The following is a 14,751-nucleotide window of genomic DNA, read 5'->3' as shown; positions in this document are numbered from 1 at the left end:
CTGCGTCAGCGCCCGAGGCGCTCCCGCAGCCAGTCGAAGTGCACCAGCGCCGTCTCCCGCTGCCAGGCGCGCATGGTCGGGATGTTCTGCTGCGGCGGCTGGGCGCTGCCCCACAGCAGCCCAGCGGCGATGGCAGAGATCAGCCCGTCGACACCGGGCTCGTCCGGGAGCGCAGGCAGGTCCACAGCGCCGTACATGTCGGCGCACATGATCACCGTGTCGGTCCAGACCGGGCCGATCGAGGCGTGCGCCCAGTCGATGAACACCACCCGGTCCTCGGTCAGCAGCAGGTTGTCGGCGCGCAGGTCCCAGTGCACCAGGGCTTTGCCCTTCGCCAGCTCGTCCAGCCCGGTACGGGCGAGCTCGGCGAGCTCCTGCTCGCTGCCCTTCGCCCAGTCCGGTACGGCGATGCCGTCGGCGATCAGCAACTCCCAGCGGCTCAGGAACGCCTCGCTGCGCTCAGCGGCGACCGGCGCCTCCTCCCAGGGCGACGGGTCCAGCGACTCGGACAGCTCGGCCAGCGCGTCCAGCACCCGGGAGGCGTCGTGCTGGTGCCACGGGTGCGGCGGGATGTAGCCGGAGATGTCCTCCAGCAGGATCCCGACCCAGTCGCCGTCGTCGTACACGCCGTACAGGCCAGGGATCTGCGGGAGCGGGCCGATCGCCTGCATCGCGGTGATCTCGTTGCGGATCAGCTGGGGCGTGCCCGGGTTGAGCTCCGGCCCGACGGCCTTGACGAACGCTCGCCGGCCGGACGACGTCACCAGGCGCGCAGCGACGCCCGGCGAGAAGCCGCCCTGCTGGGTTACCGCCGAAACCACTGACGAGCCCAGCGAGCGCTCCACCCACGACCGCACGCCCGCCGGGGCGCTCTCGTAGGGCAACCGGTCCACCACCGCGTGTGCCATACGGCAAGAGGGTAGACGGCGGCCGGGGCCGCCGCAGCGGATTTCCACCGGCCGGACCCCTTGGCCCGGCCGGTGGCCTCCCTACGGCCGGCCGAGCCCGGGGCCGGCGGGTCCCGACCGCTGCGGCCCGTCCTGGATCCGCTCGCACCGGCCGCTGATCACGTCGCAGCGCAGGGTCACCCCACGGGTGGTGCCGATCCCGCCCGAGGTCAGCACGTGGGTGGCGTCCTCCCACAACGTCTCGTGGTCGGGGCGGAACACCAGCGGCGGCACCTGCAGACGGGCCTTCGCGCCGGTGTCGACGGAGACTCTGTCGACCGTACTGGCTCCGACCAGCAGGTACTTCCCGTCAGGCGACAGGGCGCCGCTGCTGCTGCCGCACTGCTCGCGCAGCGTCTCGAGCCGCGAGCCGTCCAGCACGGCCACGCGCACACAGGACTCTGGTTCCTGGCCGCCCTCGTCCTCGTCCCGCTCGTCCAGCAGCACCCGGTCGGTCGTCCCGTACGCCGTGAGCCGCCGTCCGTCCGTGTCGACCGGCACCGGATCGGAGCCCGGTCGCCACAACCGCGTCTTCGAGTGCTCGCGCTCCTCCATGAACCAGATCCCGTCGGCGTTCCAGCCCACCACCTCGGTGTTCCGGTCGGTCGGCACCGACGCGGTCTCCTTGCCGGTGGCAACGTTCCGGACGCCGACCCGGGCCCGGCCGTCGTCGGTCGGGGCGACGAACACCAGCTGTCGGCGGTCGGGCGACAGGCCGCCGCCGTCCCCGGTGACCGGTCCGAACGACGTGAACGCACCGGACGTGTCGAGCCGCCCGAGCTCGGGGGCAACGCCAGGGCCGGTCGCGCGGAACCGTCCGGCGATCCATCCGCACTCGACCCGGCCGATCGAGAAGTAGGCCCAGCCGCTCTCCAGTGGCACCCGGAGGTTGCCGTCCTGCAGGTAGCCGACACTGAAGGTGTGGTCCTTCGCCATCGTGAACGGCACCCGCGGCGGTGCGCCGAACGGCAGCCGGTCGAGCTCGGGCGTCGGCGGCTTGGTGCCGTTGAGCTGCTGGTAGGCGAGCGGCGCGACGGAAGGCGCGGGGGCGCAGACGCCGGTCGCGGCGCCGTCGTCGTTTCGCGAGACCACCAGCGGTACGGCGACCGCCGCGACCACTGCCGCCGCGGCGAGCGCGACCACCAGGACCGGCCGCCGCGTACGCCGTACCGGCTGGGGTGCGAGCGCCGGCGGTACCGCGTCGTCCGGGACGGTACGGGCCGCGGCGTCGAGGGCGTCGGTCAGACGCTGGTCGAGGTTCATCGGTCCTCCTTCAGCTTCGCGCCCAGGGACTTCAGCGCCCGGGAGGCGGTGGAACGGACCGAGACCTCGGTGATGCCGAGCGTCTCGGCGATCTCGGCGTCGGACAGGTGCAGGTAGAACCGCATCACCAGGACCTCGCGGCGGCGGGCCGGAAGGGTCGCCAGCGCGGCCAGCACCTCGCGGCGGTCCTCGCCGAGCATCGCCTGGCTCTCGGCGGACCAGACCGGCGGATCGACCGGCTGCCGGTGCAGTACGGCGAGCTTGCGGCGGCGCAGGACCGAGCGGCTGGTGTTCAGCACCGCCGACCGCAGGTAGGCCTCGACCCGGGTGCCGTCCTGGATCTTGTCCCAGCGCCGGTAGACGGCCGCGAAGGACTCCTGGACCGCGTCCTCGGCCGAGGCACGGTCGCCGAGCATCAGCAGCGCCAGCCGGACCATCCCGGCCCACTGCTGCTCGTAGAGCGCGGTGATCGCGGACTCACGCTCCGCGACCGGCGGTGGGTGAGAGTCGGAGCCCCCCAGGCTCAGCGTCATGTTCGTCACGGTAGAGAGACCCCGGGCCACCCGGTTTGTTGCACGGCCGGACGCTTCGATGCGCAAACGGCTGGCCCGGCATGGGAAGATGGAGCAGTTGTCCTGTCTCCATCCTCAGACGAACTGGATCCCTCCGTGCCCGCTGGACCCACGACCGTTCCGCAGCCGGGTCGTACCGACCCGACGCTGATCCGGAACTTCTGCATCATCGCCCACATCGACCACGGCAAGTCGACGCTGGCCGACCGGATGCTGCAGATCACCGGCGTGGTCGACCCACGGCAGATGCGGGCCCAGTACCTGGACCGGATGGACATCGAGCGCGAGCGCGGGATCACGATCAAGTCCCAGGCGGTCCGGCTGCCGTTCACGCCGAAGCCGGACACCCCGGGCGGCCTGCTCGCCGCCGACGGTACGACGTACATCCTGAACATGATCGACACCCCCGGCCACGTCGACTTCACCTACGAGGTGTCGCGGTCGCTGGAGGCCTGCGAGGGCGCGGTCCTGCTGGTCGACGCGGCGCAGGGCATCGAGGCGCAGACGCTGGCCAACCTGTACCTCGCGCTGAACGCGGATCTGCACATCATCCCGGTGCTGAACAAGATCGACCTGCCGGGCGCGATGCCGGAGAAGTACGCCGCCGAGCTGGCGCACATCATCGGCTGCAAGGAGTCCGACGTACTCCGCGTCTCGGCGAAGACCGGTGAGGGCGTCGAGGACCTGCTCAGCGAGATCGTCGCCCAGGTCGAGCCGCCGAAGGGCGTCAAGGACGCGCCGCCGCGGGCGCTGATCTTCGACTCCGTCTACGACACCTACCGCGGCGTGGTCACCTACGTCCGGGTCGTCGACGGCGAGCTGAACCACCGCGACAAGATCAAGATGATGTCCACCGGTGCCGTGCACGAGATGCTCGAGGTCGGAGTCATCTCGCCCGAGCCGGTCAAGGCCGCCAGCATCGGCGTCGGCGAGGTCGGTTACCTGATCACCGGGGTGAAGGACGTCCGGCAGTCCCGCGTCGGTGACACCGTGACCTCGTCGGTCGGCGGCGCCACCGAGCCGCTCGGTGGGTACAAGCACCCGCAGCCGATGGTCTACTCCGGGCTCTTCCCGATCGACGGCGACGACTACCCGACGCTGCGCGACGCGCTCGACAAGCTGCAGCTCAACGACGCCGCCCTGCAGTACGAGCCGGAGAGCTCCGGCGCGCTCGGCTTCGGCTTCCGCTGCGGCTTCCTCGGCCTGCTGCACATGGAGATCGTCCGCGAGCGGCTCGAGCGCGAGTTCGACCTGGACCTGATCTCGACCGCGCCGAACGTGGTCTACCGGGTCGAGATGGAGGACGGCAAGGAGCACGTCGTCACCAACCCGAGCGAGTTCCCCGAGGGCAAGATCGCCGACATCTACGAGCCGGTGGTGCGGGCCACGATCCTGTCCCCGAAGGACTTCATCGGCACGATCATGGACCTGTGCCAGACCAAGCGCGGCAACCTGCTCGGCATGGAGTACCTGTCCGAGGACCGGGTCGAGCTGCGCTACACGCTGCCGCTGGCCGAGATCGTCTTCGACTTCTTCGACCAGCTGAAGTCCAAGACCAAGGGCTACGCCTCGCTCGACTACGAACCGACCGGTGAGCAGTCCGCGGCGCTGGTCAAGGTCGACATCCTGCTCCAGGGCGAGACCGTCGACGCGTTCTCCGCGATCGTGCACCGCGACAACGCCTACGCCTACGGCGTCGCGCTGGCCGGCAAGCTCAAGGAGCTGATCCCGCGGCAGCAGTTCGAGGTGCCGATCCAGGCCGCGATCGGGTCCCGGATCATCGCCCGGGAGTCGATCCGGGCGATCCGCAAGGACGTGCTGGCCAAGTGCTACGGCGGTGACATCACCCGCAAGCGCAAGCTGCTGGAGAAGCAGAAGGAAGGCAAGAAGCGGATGAAGATGGTCGGCCGGGTCGAGGTCCCGCAGGAGGCCTTCATCGCCGCGCTGAAGACCAACGAGCCCGCCGAGAAGGCCAAGAAGTAGGTGCCGGCCGTCGAGCTCCCGGCCGGGTTCCTGGTCGTCGGGTCGCGCGGCCCGGACTGGGCCGCGTTCCTGGACCGGCTGCCGAAGCTGGTCGACGAGCTGCTCGGCGAGTGGGAGCTGAGCGTCGACGGCCCGACTGGGCACGGCGAGTGCGCGATCGTCGTACCGGTGCTGACGCGAGCCGGCGAGGCGGCGGTGCTGAAGGTGCAGTTCCCGCACTGGGAGGCGGAGACCGAGCATCTTGCGCTGCAGGCGTGGGGTGGGCGCGGGGCGGTGCGCTTGCTGCGGGCGGATCCGCGGCGGTTCGCGCTGCTGCTGGAGCGGTTGTCGCCGCGGGACCTGACGTCGGTCGACGATCGGGAGGCGTGCGAGATCGTCGGTACGGCGTACGGGCGGTTGCATGTCGCGGCCGGCCCGCAGTACCGGACGCTGTCGGGTGAACTGAAGCGCTGGACCGAGGAGCTGCGCGCGCTGCCCGCGTCGGCGCCCGTCCCACGCCGGTACGTCGAGCAGGCGATCGCGCTGGGGACGGACTTCGCCGCCGACCCCGCGACCGACGGCCGGCTGATCCACTCCGACCTGCACTACGAGAACGTCCTCGCCGGCGAGCGCGAGCCCTGGCTGGTCATCGACCCCAAACCGCTGTCAGGCGACCCCTGCTACGAGGTCGCCCCGCTGCTGTGGAACCGCTGGGACGAGGTCGTTGCCTCCGGCGACATCCGCTTCCGGGTCCGCTCCCGCTTCTACGCGGCGATCGACGCGGCGGGGCTGGACGAGGACCGCTGCCGCGACTGGGTGATCGTCCGGCAGATGCTGAACGTCCTGTGGACGGTGAAGGACGCGGGCGCTGATCAGTCGCTCCCGCAGGACTGGCTGACCCGCAACATCGCGATCGTCAAGGCGATCCAGGACTAGTCCCACCAGCAGGTCCAGACCCGGTTGTCCTTCAGCTTGCCGGCGAGGTTCTGCACGGTGTCGGAGTCGTACAGGTACCGCAGGAACGCGACGTGCTCGTCGAGCGGCAGCGTCTCGTTGTCCTCGCCGAGGTGAGCGAAGACGTGCCACGGCTCGGCGCACTCCACCAGCGCGAGCAGTACGTCGTACCCGATCAGCTGGACGCTGCCGTCCGGGCCGCTCTCCAGCCCGGTCGCGCAGCGGAGGATGTCCCGGCCCAGCGGTCCGGCGTAGTCGGTCTGCTGCGCGAGCTCGATGCCGTCGGGTCCCTCCCGGCCGGCTGTGGTCGGGAGGGGCCGGTACGACGCGAGCCTGGTCAGGAGCTCCGCCGGGTCGATCTGGTCGGCGGCGGCGAAGTTCATGGCGGACATCCTGGCCGACGGGTCGGACAGAAACTGTCGGTCGTGGCTGACAGTGTCGGCTCGTGAAACTCGGTGGAGCCGGGCGACGCCGAGGGGGAGGATGCGGGCATGCGGCTGCTGACGGTGAATGTGGTGGAGGAGCTGATCCCGGGTCCCAAGGAGACGGGGTGGACGGCGATCGACAAGCGGCCGCGGCAGGGGCGGGTTCGGGTGGGGGAGCTCGGGCTGGCGGGGGATCGGGTGTGTGACACGGCGAATCACGGTGGGCTGGATCTGGCCGTGTACGCGTACGCCGAGGAGGACGCTCGGTGGTGGAGCGAGCAGCTGGGGCGGGAGATTCCGTCGGGGTTGTTCGGGGAGAACCTGCGGACCGAGGGTGTTGATCTGACCGGCGCGCTGCTGGGGGAGGTGTGGCGGATCGGGGACGAGGTCGAGGTGCAGGTGCGGGCGCCGCGGATTCCGTGCGTCACGTTCCAGCACCGGATGGGGATTCCGCGGTGGGTGAAGCGGTTTCACGACGCGGGCCGGCCGGGGGTGTACTTCAAGGTGCTGAAGACCGGGACGATCGGCGCGGGGGACACCGTCACCGTGCTGAGTCGGCCGGAGCACGAGGTGACCGTCGGGGTGATGTTCGAGTGCCAGGACGGCGTGAAGATGCAGGGAATGCTGGACTCGGGCGTCGACCTGATGGACGAGCTGCGGGAGACCGCGCAGCGGGTCGCGGCCCGGCCGGTTGTCGCTGAGCAGTCGCCCGCGGACGAGCGGTGAAGGGAGTCATCCCGGAGCCAGGTCCGCTGCGCCACCTGGCGCTCGCGACCCTGCTGAGCCGGGTCGGCAACGGGCTGCTGATGACGGTCAGCGTGCTGTACTTCACGCGGATCGTCGGGCTTTCGATCGCCGAGGTCGGGCTCGGGCTGACCGTCGCGGGGCTGTTCGGGCTGCTCAGCGCGGTCCCGCTCGGGCATCTCGCCGACCGGCGCGGCCCGCGTGGGCTGTTCGTCGTGCTCAGTATCTCGGTCGCCGCGCTCTCGCTCGCTTACCTCGCGGTCGACGCGTTCTGGCAGTTCCTGGTCGTCGCGATCGTCGTCACCGTGCTCGACCGCGGCGCGGGCGCGGTCCGGGCCGCGCTGATCGCCGCCGTCACGCAGGGGTCGGGCCGGGTCGCCGCCCGCGCGTACCTGCGCGCGATCACCAACATCGGGATCATGGCCGGCGCGGCCATCGGTGCGCTGGCTCTGCACTTCGACACGCGGACGGCGTACCAGTTGATGTTCGTGGTCGACTCGGTGCTGACCAGCGCGTCGGCGTTGTTCATCCTCGGCATCCCGCGGGTCGCGCCGCAGCCGAAGACCGACGAGGGCCCGGTCTGGATCGCGCTCCGCGACCGCGGCTACCTGGCGGTCTCGGCGCTGAACGCGGGCATGTCGCTGCACTACGCCGTGCTCGACGTCGCGATCCCGCTCTGGGTGGTCGAGCACACCGAGGCGCCGCGCTGGACGGTCGCGCTGCTGCTGATCATCAACACGATCGTCGTCGCGCTCTTCCAGGTCCGCTCCAGCCGCGGCATCCAGGACCCGGCGTCAGCCGCGAGAGCCACCCGTACGGCGGGATGGTTGCTGCTGGCATCGATGGTGCTGTTCGCGGCGGCCTCGGGCGGCGGCGCCGTGGTCGCGGTCGCGCTGCTCGCGGTCGGTGCCTTCGTCCAGGTGATCGGCGAGCTGCTGCAGTCGTCCGGCTCGTTCCTGCTGGGCTTCGACCTGGCCTCGGACCAGGCGCAGGGTCAGTACCAGGGCGTCTGGGGGACGAGCATGTCGATCAGCACGATGGTCGCGCCGACCGTGCTCGCGCTGCTGCCGCTGGGGCTGGGCGTGCCGGGGTGGATCATCCTCGGCGTGTGGTTCGCGGTGATCGGGGTGCTGTTCGTGCCGGTCGTCCGCTGGGCCTCAGCCCGTAAGGAAGCTCAGTTGGAAGGCTCCAGGTAACCCAGCGCCGCCGAGATCTTCCGCGCCGCCTCGATCGCCGCCGGCGCCATCAGCGCGACCTGCGCGATCGACTGCTCCAGCGACAGCGTCGAGATGCTCACCGCCGCGATCGCCGCCGCGGTGTGATCGTGGATCACCGCAGCCACGCACCGGATCCCCGGCTCGTTCTCCTCGTCGTCCAGCGCGTACCCGCGCGCCCGCACCTGCGCCAGGTCAGCCTTCAACCCGGCCGCCGTCGTGTGCGTCAACGGCGTCCGGGCCGGCAGCCCCGTCCGCGTGATCAGCGCGTTCAGCGCCTCCTCGTCCTTCTCGGCGAGCAGCGCCTTCCCGATCCCGGTGCAGTGCAGCCAGAACGCCTTCCCGACCCGCGACGGCATCCGGTACGGCTTCGGCCCGTCGAGCCGTGCGACGTAGATCGCCTCGTCGCCGTTCAGCAGCCCGACGTGCACCGTGCACCGCGTCTGCGCGACCAGGTCGGCGAGCACCGGCCGCGCGACCGTCGCCAGATCGACGTTGGTCAGCGCGTGCCCGGCCAGCCGCAGCGCCTTCGGCCCGGGGTGGTACGACCCGTCCTCGGACTGCGCGACGAACTCGTGCTCGACCAGCGACGCCATGATCCGGTGCACGGTCGACTTGGCCAGGCCGGTGGCCGTCACCACGTCGGTGAACCGGGAGTGCTCGAGGACGGCGTCGAGCACCATCAGCGTCTTGTCGATGGCCGAGGGCGAACTCATGTCGCTCATCCTGTCACCTCTTGTCTGGTCAACCCCGTACGCCGTACTGCTCACCGTGCCAGCCAGCCCCCGTCGACGGCGAGCACGTGCCCGTTGACGTAGTCCGAAGCCGCCGAGGCCAGGAAGACCGCGGCGCCGACCAGGTCGTCGGGCCGGCCCCAGCGACCGGCCGGGATCCGCTCCCGGATGGCCGCCTCGCGGGCCGCGTCGGCGCGCAGCTCGGTGGTGTTGTCGGTACTGATGTAGCCCGGCGCGATCGCGTTCACCTGGACGCCGGCCGCTCCCCACTCGTTGGCCAGCGCCTTGGTCAGTCCCGCGACCGCGTGCTTGCTGGCAGTGTAGGCGGGCACGGTCACCCCGCCCTGGAAGCTGAGCAGCGAGGCGATCGTGACGATCTTGCCGGCGCCGCGCTCGACCATCGCGGCGCCGATCGGGCGGGTCAGCGCCCAGGTGGAGTTCAGGTTGACGTCGATCACGTGCTGCCAGTCGGCGGTCGCGGTCTCGGCCGCGGGCGCCCGGCGGATGGTCCCGGCGTTGTTCACCAGGATGTCGATCCGCCGTTCGCGGGCCAACTCGACGGCGACCGCCTCGACGGCCGCCGGGTCGGCGAAGTCCGCCGTGACGACGGTCGCCTCACCGCCGCCGTTCAGCTTGATCGCCTCGAGGGTGTCCTCCAGCGCCGCGTCCCGGGCGAGCAGGATCAGGTCGGCGCCGGCCGCGGCGTACCCGGCCGCGATCGTCGCCCCGATCCCGCGCCGCGCGCCGGTGACCAGCGCGGTCCGGCCCTGCAGCGAGAAGAGGGTCACCGCAGCTCCGTCACGTCGACGCCGTCCATGTCGGTGAAGGCCTGGTTCTCGCCGGCCATCGCCCAGACGAAGCTGTACGACGAGGTGCCGACGCCGGAGTGGATCGACCAGCTCGGCGAGATGATCGCCTCGCGGTCCGCGACCAGCACGTGCCGGGTCTCGTCGGGCTCGCCGAGCAGGTGCACGATCCGCTCGGTCTCCGGCAGCCCGAAGTACAGGTAGCACTCGGTGCGCCGGTCGTGGGTGTGCGCGGGCATCGTGTTCCAGGTGCTGCCGGCGTGCAGCGTGGTGACGCCGAGCACGACCTGGCAGCTCTGCACGCCGCCGGCGTGGATGTACTGGTCGATGGTGCGCCGGTTCGCGGTCTCCTGGTCGCCGAGCTCGAGCCGGTTGCCCTCGCCGGGCTGCACCAGCGTCGTCGGGTACGCCGTGTGCGCGGCGGCGCTGAACACGTAGAACGCGGCGTCGGTGCCCTCGAAGACGACCTCGCGCGCGCCGCGTCCGGCGTACAGGCAGGCGCCGGTGACGAGCTCGAACTTGGTGCCGTCGACGGTCACGGTGCCGGGGCCGCCGACGTTGACGATGCCGGCCTCGCGGCGCTCCAGGAAGTACTCGCTGCGCAGCTCCGGCCAGGTCGGGAGGGTGAGCGGGCCGGAGACCGGGCGGGCGCCGGCCAGCACGATCCGGTCGTGGTGGGTGAGCACCGCGGTGACCGCGTCCGGGGTGAACAGGTCGTCGACCAGGTACTGCTCGCGCAGAGCGCGGGTGTCGAACCCGGGGATCTGGGCGGGATGAGTGGCGTGACGGACCTGCAGCGGCGAATTCATGGAACTAAGTTCTACTAGACAGAACCACAAGTCAAGAGTAGAAATGTCGCCCAAGTATTGGTTCCGCCCGGCGATACCAAGTTCCGCCCCTTGGAGGACTCGCATGACCGCACTCGACTGGACAGTGCTGGCCGGCTACTTCGTGCTGATGGTGCTGATCGGACTCTGGTCCCGCACCAAGATCAAGACCGTCGTCGACTACTTCACGACCGGCGGCCGGATCCCCTGGTGGCTGTCCGGCATCTCGCACCACATGTCCGGCTACAGCGCCGTCATGTTCGTCGCCTTCGCGGCCGTTGCCTACAGCTACGGCATCACCGTGTACGTCTGGTGGGCGGTCTCGATCGGCGTCGGCGTCGGCATCGGCGCGTTCCTGTTCGCCGCGCGCTGGAACCGGCTGCGCGCCAAGCACGGGGTCGTCTCGCCGCTGGAGTACCTCGCGCAGCGCTACAACCTGCCGACCCAGCAGGTGCTCGCGTACTCCGGAGCCGCGCTGAAGGTGGTCGACATCGCGAGCAAGTGGGTCGCGATCGCCGTGCTGCTGAACGGCTTCACCGGCGTACCGATGCGGTGGGGCATTCTGCTGACCGGTGTGGTCACGATGCTCTACGCGACGCTCGGCGGGCTGTGGGCCGACGTACTGACCGACTTCGGCCAGTTCATCATCCAGGCCGCGGCCGGGATCGCGATGTTCGTCGGCGTACTGCGGCACCTGGACGGCGTACCGACGTTGTGGAAGATGTGGGACCAGTTGCCCGAGGGGCACGGTGACGCGCTGAACGGGCCGTACACACCGATCTTCCTGATCGCGTTCTTGTTCATCAAGACCTTCGAGTACAACGGCGGCATGTGGAACCTGGCCCAGCGCTACATGGCCGCGCCGTCGGGCTCCGAGGCCAAGCGGTCCGCGCTGCTCTCGTCGGTGCTGTGGCTGATCTGGCCGCTGGTGCTGTTCATCCCGATGTGCGCCGCGCCGCTGCTCGTCCCGGACCTCGGCAAGCCCGAGCAGTCGTACGTCGAACTGGCGCAGCTGCTGCTGCCGAGCGGCCTGATCGGTCTGGTGCTGGCCGGGTTCTTCTCGCACACGATGGCCATGGTCGCCTCCGACGCGAACGTGATCTCGTCGGTGATCACCCGCGACCTCGGCCCGGTGCTGGTGCCGAAGCTGCGCCGGCTGTCCGACGTGGCGACGCTGAAGTTCGCCCGAATCACCACCTTCACGTTCGTCACGGTCAGCATGCTGATCGCGATCCTGACCAACGGTCAGGGTGTCGTGCTGAAGATCGTCGTCGACCTGGTGGCCGCGACGATGGGACCGATCTCGATCCCGCTGATGCTCGGGCTGCTGCCCTGGTTCCGGCGGTGCGGGTCACGGGCCGCGATCTCTTCGTGGGCGGCCGGGCTGATCGTCTGGGCGATCGTGAAGTGGGGCGTCGGGTCGACCGACACCACGATGGTCGTCGCGTTGCCGCTGGCAACTTCCCTGGTGGTGTACGTCGGCCTCGGGCTGCTGATGCCGGAACGCCGCGACTCCGTCGACGGGCTGCTCGACTCGCTGAACAGCGACCCCGACGAGACCGACGAGGTGCTCGCCAGGCGAGCGGCCGCCGCCGCGGCCGAATGACCCGTGGAACAATGTTCCGCTGAACAGAACATCAACTGAGGAGAGCTGCTATGCCCAACATCACCGTCGAACTGCTGTCCGGCCGCACCCTCGACCAGCGCCGCGAGTTCGTCGCCGCCGTCACCGACTCCGCGATCGCCATCCTCGGCGCCAAGCGCGAAGCGGTCCGGATCGTCTTCACCGAGATCGAGAAGTCCGACGTGGCCAACGGCGGCGTGCTGGTCTCGGACTCCTGATACCGCTGTTCTGTTTGGAGCTTCGGTGCCGGCGGACCGCTCCCGCCGGCACCTGTCACCGGCCCGGCGTCCCCTCCCGCCCCAGGGGACCCGGGCCGTTTCTCTTCACCGTACGAAGGTCGCCTTGACCGCTTGTTCGGCAACGGTTTTCAGCTGTTCCGCGGTCAGCCCCACCTCGGCGACCGCCGTCCGGTGCTCCTGCGACAACCGCACGTTGCTCGCCCGCGGGTTGTCCGTGCACAACGCCACCGGCACTCCCGCGGTCAGCAGCGTGTGGATCTGGTGCTCCGCATAACTGGGCGCCGCGCCGGTCTGCGTGTTGCTGGTCAGCGAAACCTCCAGCGTCACCCCACGCTCGGCCAGCACATCCATCAACCGCGGATCCTCAGCACTCCGTACGCCGTGACCGATGCGCTCGGCCCCTAGTTCCCGGACGGCGTCCCACACGCTCTCCGGCCCAGCGGCTTCACCCGCGTGGATCGTCACATGCAGCCCGGCCTCCTTCGCGGCGCGGAACGCCTCCGCGAACAGGGCCGCCGGGAAGTTCGCCTCGTCGCCGGCCAGATCCACCGCACAGAACCGCTCCCGGCGGCTCAGCAGCGTCGCCATCTGCCCACCGGCCGACTCCGCGCCGAGATGCCGGACCACGATCCCGATCAGCCCGACCGTGAGTTGGCGCTTCGCGGCCTGGGCGGCGACACCGTCCGCGACCGCGTCGATCACCGCCTCGGCCGGCAGGCCGGTCTCGTGCGCGATGATCCCCGGGCAGAACCGCAGCTCCAGCAGGTCCAGCCCGTCGTCGAACGCGTCGTCCACCGCTTCCCGGGCGGCCCGGTTCCAGTCGTCGAGGTCGGTCAGCACGCCGATCGCGAGATCGACCCTGTCCAGGTAGGGGAGCAGGCCGGTTTGCTTGTCATCGGCCACCAATCCGGCGCGCGGGGCGGTTCGCCGGACCAGCTCGTGACCGGTGCGTTCGGCGACGTCGAGCACCGTGCTGGACCGGACCGATCCCTCGAGGTGCCGGTGCAGGTCAACCAGGGGAAGCATGCGCTCAGCCAACCACATGGCGAAATCCCCGATCGGTCCGTGGCGTCGGCGCTTACTCTTCTTCCCATGCGAGTAGGCGTTTTCGGAGCGACAGGTCAGGTCGGCGGCGTGATGCGGGAGCTGCTGGTCGAACGCAACTTCCCCATCGACGAGATCCGGTACTTCGCGTCCGCGCGGTCCGCGGGCACCCAGCTGCCGTACGGCGACCGGCTGGTCACCGTCGAGGACTCCGCGACGGCGGACTTCGCCGGGCTCGACCTCGCGCTGTTCTCGAACGGCAAGACGGCGTCCAGGGAGCTGGCCCCGAAGGTCGCGGCGGCCGGCGCGGTCGTGGTCGACAACTCGTCCGGCTGGCGGATGGACCCCGAGGTCCCGCTGGTCGTTGCCGAGGTCAACCCCGACGACCTCGACCACCTGCCGAAGGGCATCGTCGCCAACCCGAACTGCACCACGATGGCCGCGATGCCGGTGCTGGCCCCGCTGCACCGCGCGGCCGGGCTGACCCGGCTGGTCGTCTCGACGTACCAGGCCGTGTCCGGCTCCGGCGGCGCCGGCGTCCGCGAGCTGGCCGACCAGACCTCCGCGTTGGTGGACGGCGCCGACCGCCTCGCGCGCGGCACCGACGGCGTCACGCTGCCCGAGCCGAACGTGTACGCCGGCCCGATCGCGTTCAACGTGCTCCCGCTGGCCGGCTCGATCGTCGACGACGGCTCCGGCGAGACCGACGAGGAGCAGAAGCTCCGCAACGAGAGCCGCAAGATCCTGCACCTGCCCGACCTCCCGGTCGCCGGCACGTGTGTCCGCGTCCCCGTCTTCACGGGGCACTCGTTGAGCATCCACGCCGAGTTCGCCAACCCGATCACGCCCGCGCAGGCGACCGAGCTGCTCGCGCAGGCTCCCGGCGTACAGCTCGCGGACCTGCCGACCCCGCTGCTGGCCGCGGGCCAGGACCCTTCCTACGTGGGCCGGATCCGGCAGGACCAGTCCGTGCCCGAGGGGCGCGGCCTCGTCCTCTTCATCTCCAACGACAACCTGCGCAAGGGCGCGGCGCTCAACGCCGTCCAGATCGCGGAGCTGCTGAAGCGCTGAACCGGCGGCAGCCCCGCCTCTCGTCGTACGCCGGGAGGCGGGGCTGCTTTGCACCGGGCGATGCACGTGCATGTGGACTGCCCGGTGCGTCTAGAGGGGGTTCTCCCGGCGGAGGCGTTCGATGAAGGTGCGGTCGTGGGCGAACAGGCGGTTCGTGGTGCCCTCGAGCAGCGGTTCGTCCCAGAGCACCTGGATCTCGGTGCCGAGCACGGCGGCGACTGTGCCGTGGCCGTAGTCGGTCGAGAGCACGCGAAGACCTGCAACGATTTCCATCGACTTCCCGTCGGATTTTCTGACCTAGTGATGGAAAAGCTAACACAATGCC

General features: G+C 70.3%; 16 protein-coding genes. 7 read left to right on the top strand and 9 right to left on the bottom strand.

Annotated features, from left to right (window positions below; all coding sequences use genetic code 11):
* Positions 1-5: 5 nt before the first annotated feature.
* From ACZ6Z4_RS33465 to ACZ6Z4_RS33455, 3 genes are all read right to left on the bottom strand, one after another.
* Positions 6-908, bottom strand: a complete 903-nt coding sequence (locus ACZ6Z4_RS33465) for a phosphotransferase family protein (RefSeq protein WP_465574078.1) — start codon at positions 906-908, stop codon at positions 6-8.
* 81 nt (positions 909-989) lie between these two features.
* The gene (locus tag ACZ6Z4_RS33460) at positions 990-2,210 is read right to left on the bottom strand and encodes a hypothetical protein (RefSeq protein WP_465574075.1); all 1,221 of its coding nucleotides are present in this window, start codon (positions 2,208-2,210) and stop codon (positions 990-992) included.
* Complete coding sequence (locus ACZ6Z4_RS33455; protein ID WP_465574073.1) at positions 2,207-2,743, bottom strand: RNA polymerase sigma factor; 537 nt, start codon at positions 2,741-2,743, stop codon at positions 2,207-2,209. Before ACZ6Z4_RS33455 ends, ACZ6Z4_RS33460 begins: the two co-directional genes overlap by 4 nt.
* A gap of 135 nt (positions 2,744-2,878) precedes the next feature.
* Here ACZ6Z4_RS33455 and lepA point away from each other — a divergent pair, with 135 nt between their 5' ends.
* Positions 2,879-4,765, top strand: coding sequence for a translation elongation factor 4 (lepA, locus tag ACZ6Z4_RS33450; protein WP_465574070.1), 1,887 nt, complete (start codon positions 2,879-2,881; stop codon positions 4,763-4,765).
* Positions 4,766-5,680, top strand: coding sequence for an aminoglycoside phosphotransferase family protein (locus tag ACZ6Z4_RS33445; RefSeq protein WP_465574063.1), 915 nt, complete (start codon positions 4,766-4,768; stop codon positions 5,678-5,680).
* On the opposite strand, the gene ACZ6Z4_RS33440 is transcribed toward ACZ6Z4_RS33445, so the two are convergent.
* Positions 5,677-6,081 carry a hypothetical protein gene (locus tag ACZ6Z4_RS33440; RefSeq protein ID WP_465574060.1) on the bottom strand — a complete coding sequence of 135 codons (405 nt, stop codon included), beginning with the start codon at positions 6,079-6,081 and terminating at the stop codon, positions 5,677-5,679. The two genes, ACZ6Z4_RS33445 and ACZ6Z4_RS33440, sit on opposite strands and share 4 nt — an antisense overlap.
* A gap of 108 nt (positions 6,082-6,189) precedes the next feature.
* On the opposite strand from ACZ6Z4_RS33440, the gene ACZ6Z4_RS33435 reads away from it, so the two are divergent.
* Both ACZ6Z4_RS33435 and ACZ6Z4_RS33430 read left to right on the top strand, forming a co-directional pair.
* Positions 6,190-6,849: an MOSC domain-containing protein gene (locus ACZ6Z4_RS33435; protein ID WP_465574057.1), complete on the top strand. Its 660-nt coding sequence runs from the start codon at positions 6,190-6,192 to the stop codon at positions 6,847-6,849.
* Positions 6,846-8,063, top strand: coding sequence for an MFS transporter (locus ACZ6Z4_RS33430; protein WP_465574052.1), 1,218 nt, complete (start codon positions 6,846-6,848; stop codon positions 8,061-8,063). The genes ACZ6Z4_RS33435 and ACZ6Z4_RS33430 overlap by 4 nt, the downstream gene beginning before the upstream one ends.
* Here ACZ6Z4_RS33430 and ACZ6Z4_RS33425 read toward each other — a convergent pair.
* From ACZ6Z4_RS33425 to kduI, 3 genes are read right to left on the bottom strand one after another with little or no spacing between them, the layout of a single operon-like run.
* Positions 8,042-8,806 (bottom strand): IclR family transcriptional regulator, encoded by a 765-nt coding sequence (locus ACZ6Z4_RS33425; protein WP_465574047.1) that lies wholly within the window; start codon positions 8,804-8,806, stop codon positions 8,042-8,044. The two genes, ACZ6Z4_RS33430 and ACZ6Z4_RS33425, sit on opposite strands and share 22 nt — an antisense overlap.
* A 41-nt stretch (positions 8,807-8,847) precedes the next feature.
* Positions 8,848-9,603: an SDR family oxidoreductase gene (locus tag ACZ6Z4_RS33420; protein ID WP_465574042.1), complete on the bottom strand. Its 756-nt coding sequence runs from the start codon at positions 9,601-9,603 to the stop codon at positions 8,848-8,850.
* A complete protein-coding gene (gene kduI / locus ACZ6Z4_RS33415; RefSeq protein ID WP_465574039.1) occupies positions 9,600-10,430 on the bottom strand; it encodes a 5-dehydro-4-deoxy-D-glucuronate isomerase in 831 nt (276 codons plus the stop codon). Before kduI ends, ACZ6Z4_RS33420 begins: the two co-directional genes overlap by 4 nt.
* Before the next feature lie 103 nt (positions 10,431-10,533).
* Between kduI and ACZ6Z4_RS33410 the strand changes: the two genes are divergently transcribed.
* Both ACZ6Z4_RS33410 and ACZ6Z4_RS33405 read left to right on the top strand, forming a co-directional pair.
* Positions 10,534-12,054: a sodium:solute symporter family protein gene (locus tag ACZ6Z4_RS33410; RefSeq protein WP_465574036.1), complete on the top strand. Its 1,521-nt coding sequence runs from the start codon at positions 10,534-10,536 to the stop codon at positions 12,052-12,054.
* A 50-nt stretch (positions 12,055-12,104) separates the two neighbouring features.
* On the top strand, positions 12,105-12,290 hold the full coding sequence (locus ACZ6Z4_RS33405; protein ID WP_145808799.1) for a tautomerase family protein: 186 nt from the start codon (positions 12,105-12,107) through the stop codon (positions 12,288-12,290).
* 105 nt (positions 12,291-12,395) lie between these two features.
* On the opposite strand, the gene add is transcribed toward ACZ6Z4_RS33405, so the two are convergent.
* Positions 12,396-13,337 carry an adenosine deaminase gene (gene add / locus ACZ6Z4_RS33400; RefSeq protein ID WP_465574031.1) on the bottom strand — a complete coding sequence of 314 codons (942 nt, stop codon included), beginning with the start codon at positions 13,335-13,337 and terminating at the stop codon, positions 12,396-12,398.
* 66 nt (positions 13,338-13,403) lie between these two features.
* Here add and ACZ6Z4_RS33395 point away from each other — a divergent pair, with 66 nt between their 5' ends.
* Positions 13,404-14,426, top strand: a complete 1,023-nt coding sequence (locus ACZ6Z4_RS33395; RefSeq protein WP_465574027.1) for an aspartate-semialdehyde dehydrogenase — start codon at positions 13,404-13,406, stop codon at positions 14,424-14,426.
* Between the two features lie 90 nt (positions 14,427-14,516).
* On the opposite strand, the gene ACZ6Z4_RS33390 is transcribed toward ACZ6Z4_RS33395, so the two are convergent.
* Positions 14,517-14,675 (bottom strand): hypothetical protein, encoded by a 159-nt coding sequence (locus ACZ6Z4_RS33390; RefSeq protein ID WP_465574024.1) that lies wholly within the window; start codon positions 14,673-14,675, stop codon positions 14,517-14,519.
* Positions 14,676-14,751: the final 76 nt, after the last annotated feature.

It is taken from the genome of Kribbella sp. NPDC104740, assembly GCF_055583505.1.
Note: the sequence above shows the minus strand (reverse complement) of the source record. Positions and strands in the feature narration are given on the sequence as shown.

What these genes read in the sequence shown, in the direction of transcription:
- ACZ6Z4_RS33455 (WP_465574073.1), bottom strand. Translation starts at nt 2,743, where the DNA reads ATGACGCTGAGCCTGGGGGGCTCCGACTCTCACCCACCGCCGGTCGCG.
- ACZ6Z4_RS33405 (WP_145808799.1), top strand. Translation starts at nt 12,105, where the DNA reads ATGCCCAACATCACCGTCGAACTGCTGTCCGGCCGCACCCTCGACCAG.
- ACZ6Z4_RS33435 (WP_465574057.1), top strand. Translation starts at nt 6,190, where the DNA reads ATGCGGCTGCTGACGGTGAATGTGGTGGAGGAGCTGATCCCGGGTCCC.
- ACZ6Z4_RS33410 (WP_465574036.1), top strand. Translation starts at nt 10,534, where the DNA reads ATGACCGCACTCGACTGGACAGTGCTGGCCGGCTACTTCGTGCTGATG.
- ACZ6Z4_RS33425 (WP_465574047.1), bottom strand. Translation starts at nt 8,806, where the DNA reads ATGAGCGACATGAGTTCGCCCTCGGCCATCGACAAGACGCTGATGGTG.
- ACZ6Z4_RS33395 (WP_465574027.1), top strand. Translation starts at nt 13,404, where the DNA reads ATGCGAGTAGGCGTTTTCGGAGCGACAGGTCAGGTCGGCGGCGTGATG.
- ACZ6Z4_RS33440 (WP_465574060.1), bottom strand. Translation starts at nt 6,081, where the DNA reads ATGAACTTCGCCGCCGCCGACCAGATCGACCCGGCGGAGCTCCTGACC.
- ACZ6Z4_RS33460 (WP_465574075.1), bottom strand. Translation starts at nt 2,210, where the DNA reads ATGAACCTCGACCAGCGTCTGACCGACGCCCTCGACGCCGCGGCCCGT.
- ACZ6Z4_RS33465 (WP_465574078.1), bottom strand. Translation starts at nt 908, where the DNA reads ATGGCACACGCGGTGGTGGACCGGTTGCCCTACGAGAGCGCCCCGGCG.
- kduI (WP_465574039.1), bottom strand. Translation starts at nt 10,430, where the DNA reads ATGAATTCGCCGCTGCAGGTCCGTCACGCCACTCATCCCGCCCAGATC.
- add (WP_465574031.1), bottom strand. Translation starts at nt 13,337, where the DNA reads ATGCTTCCCCTGGTTGACCTGCACCGGCACCTCGAGGGATCGGTCCGG.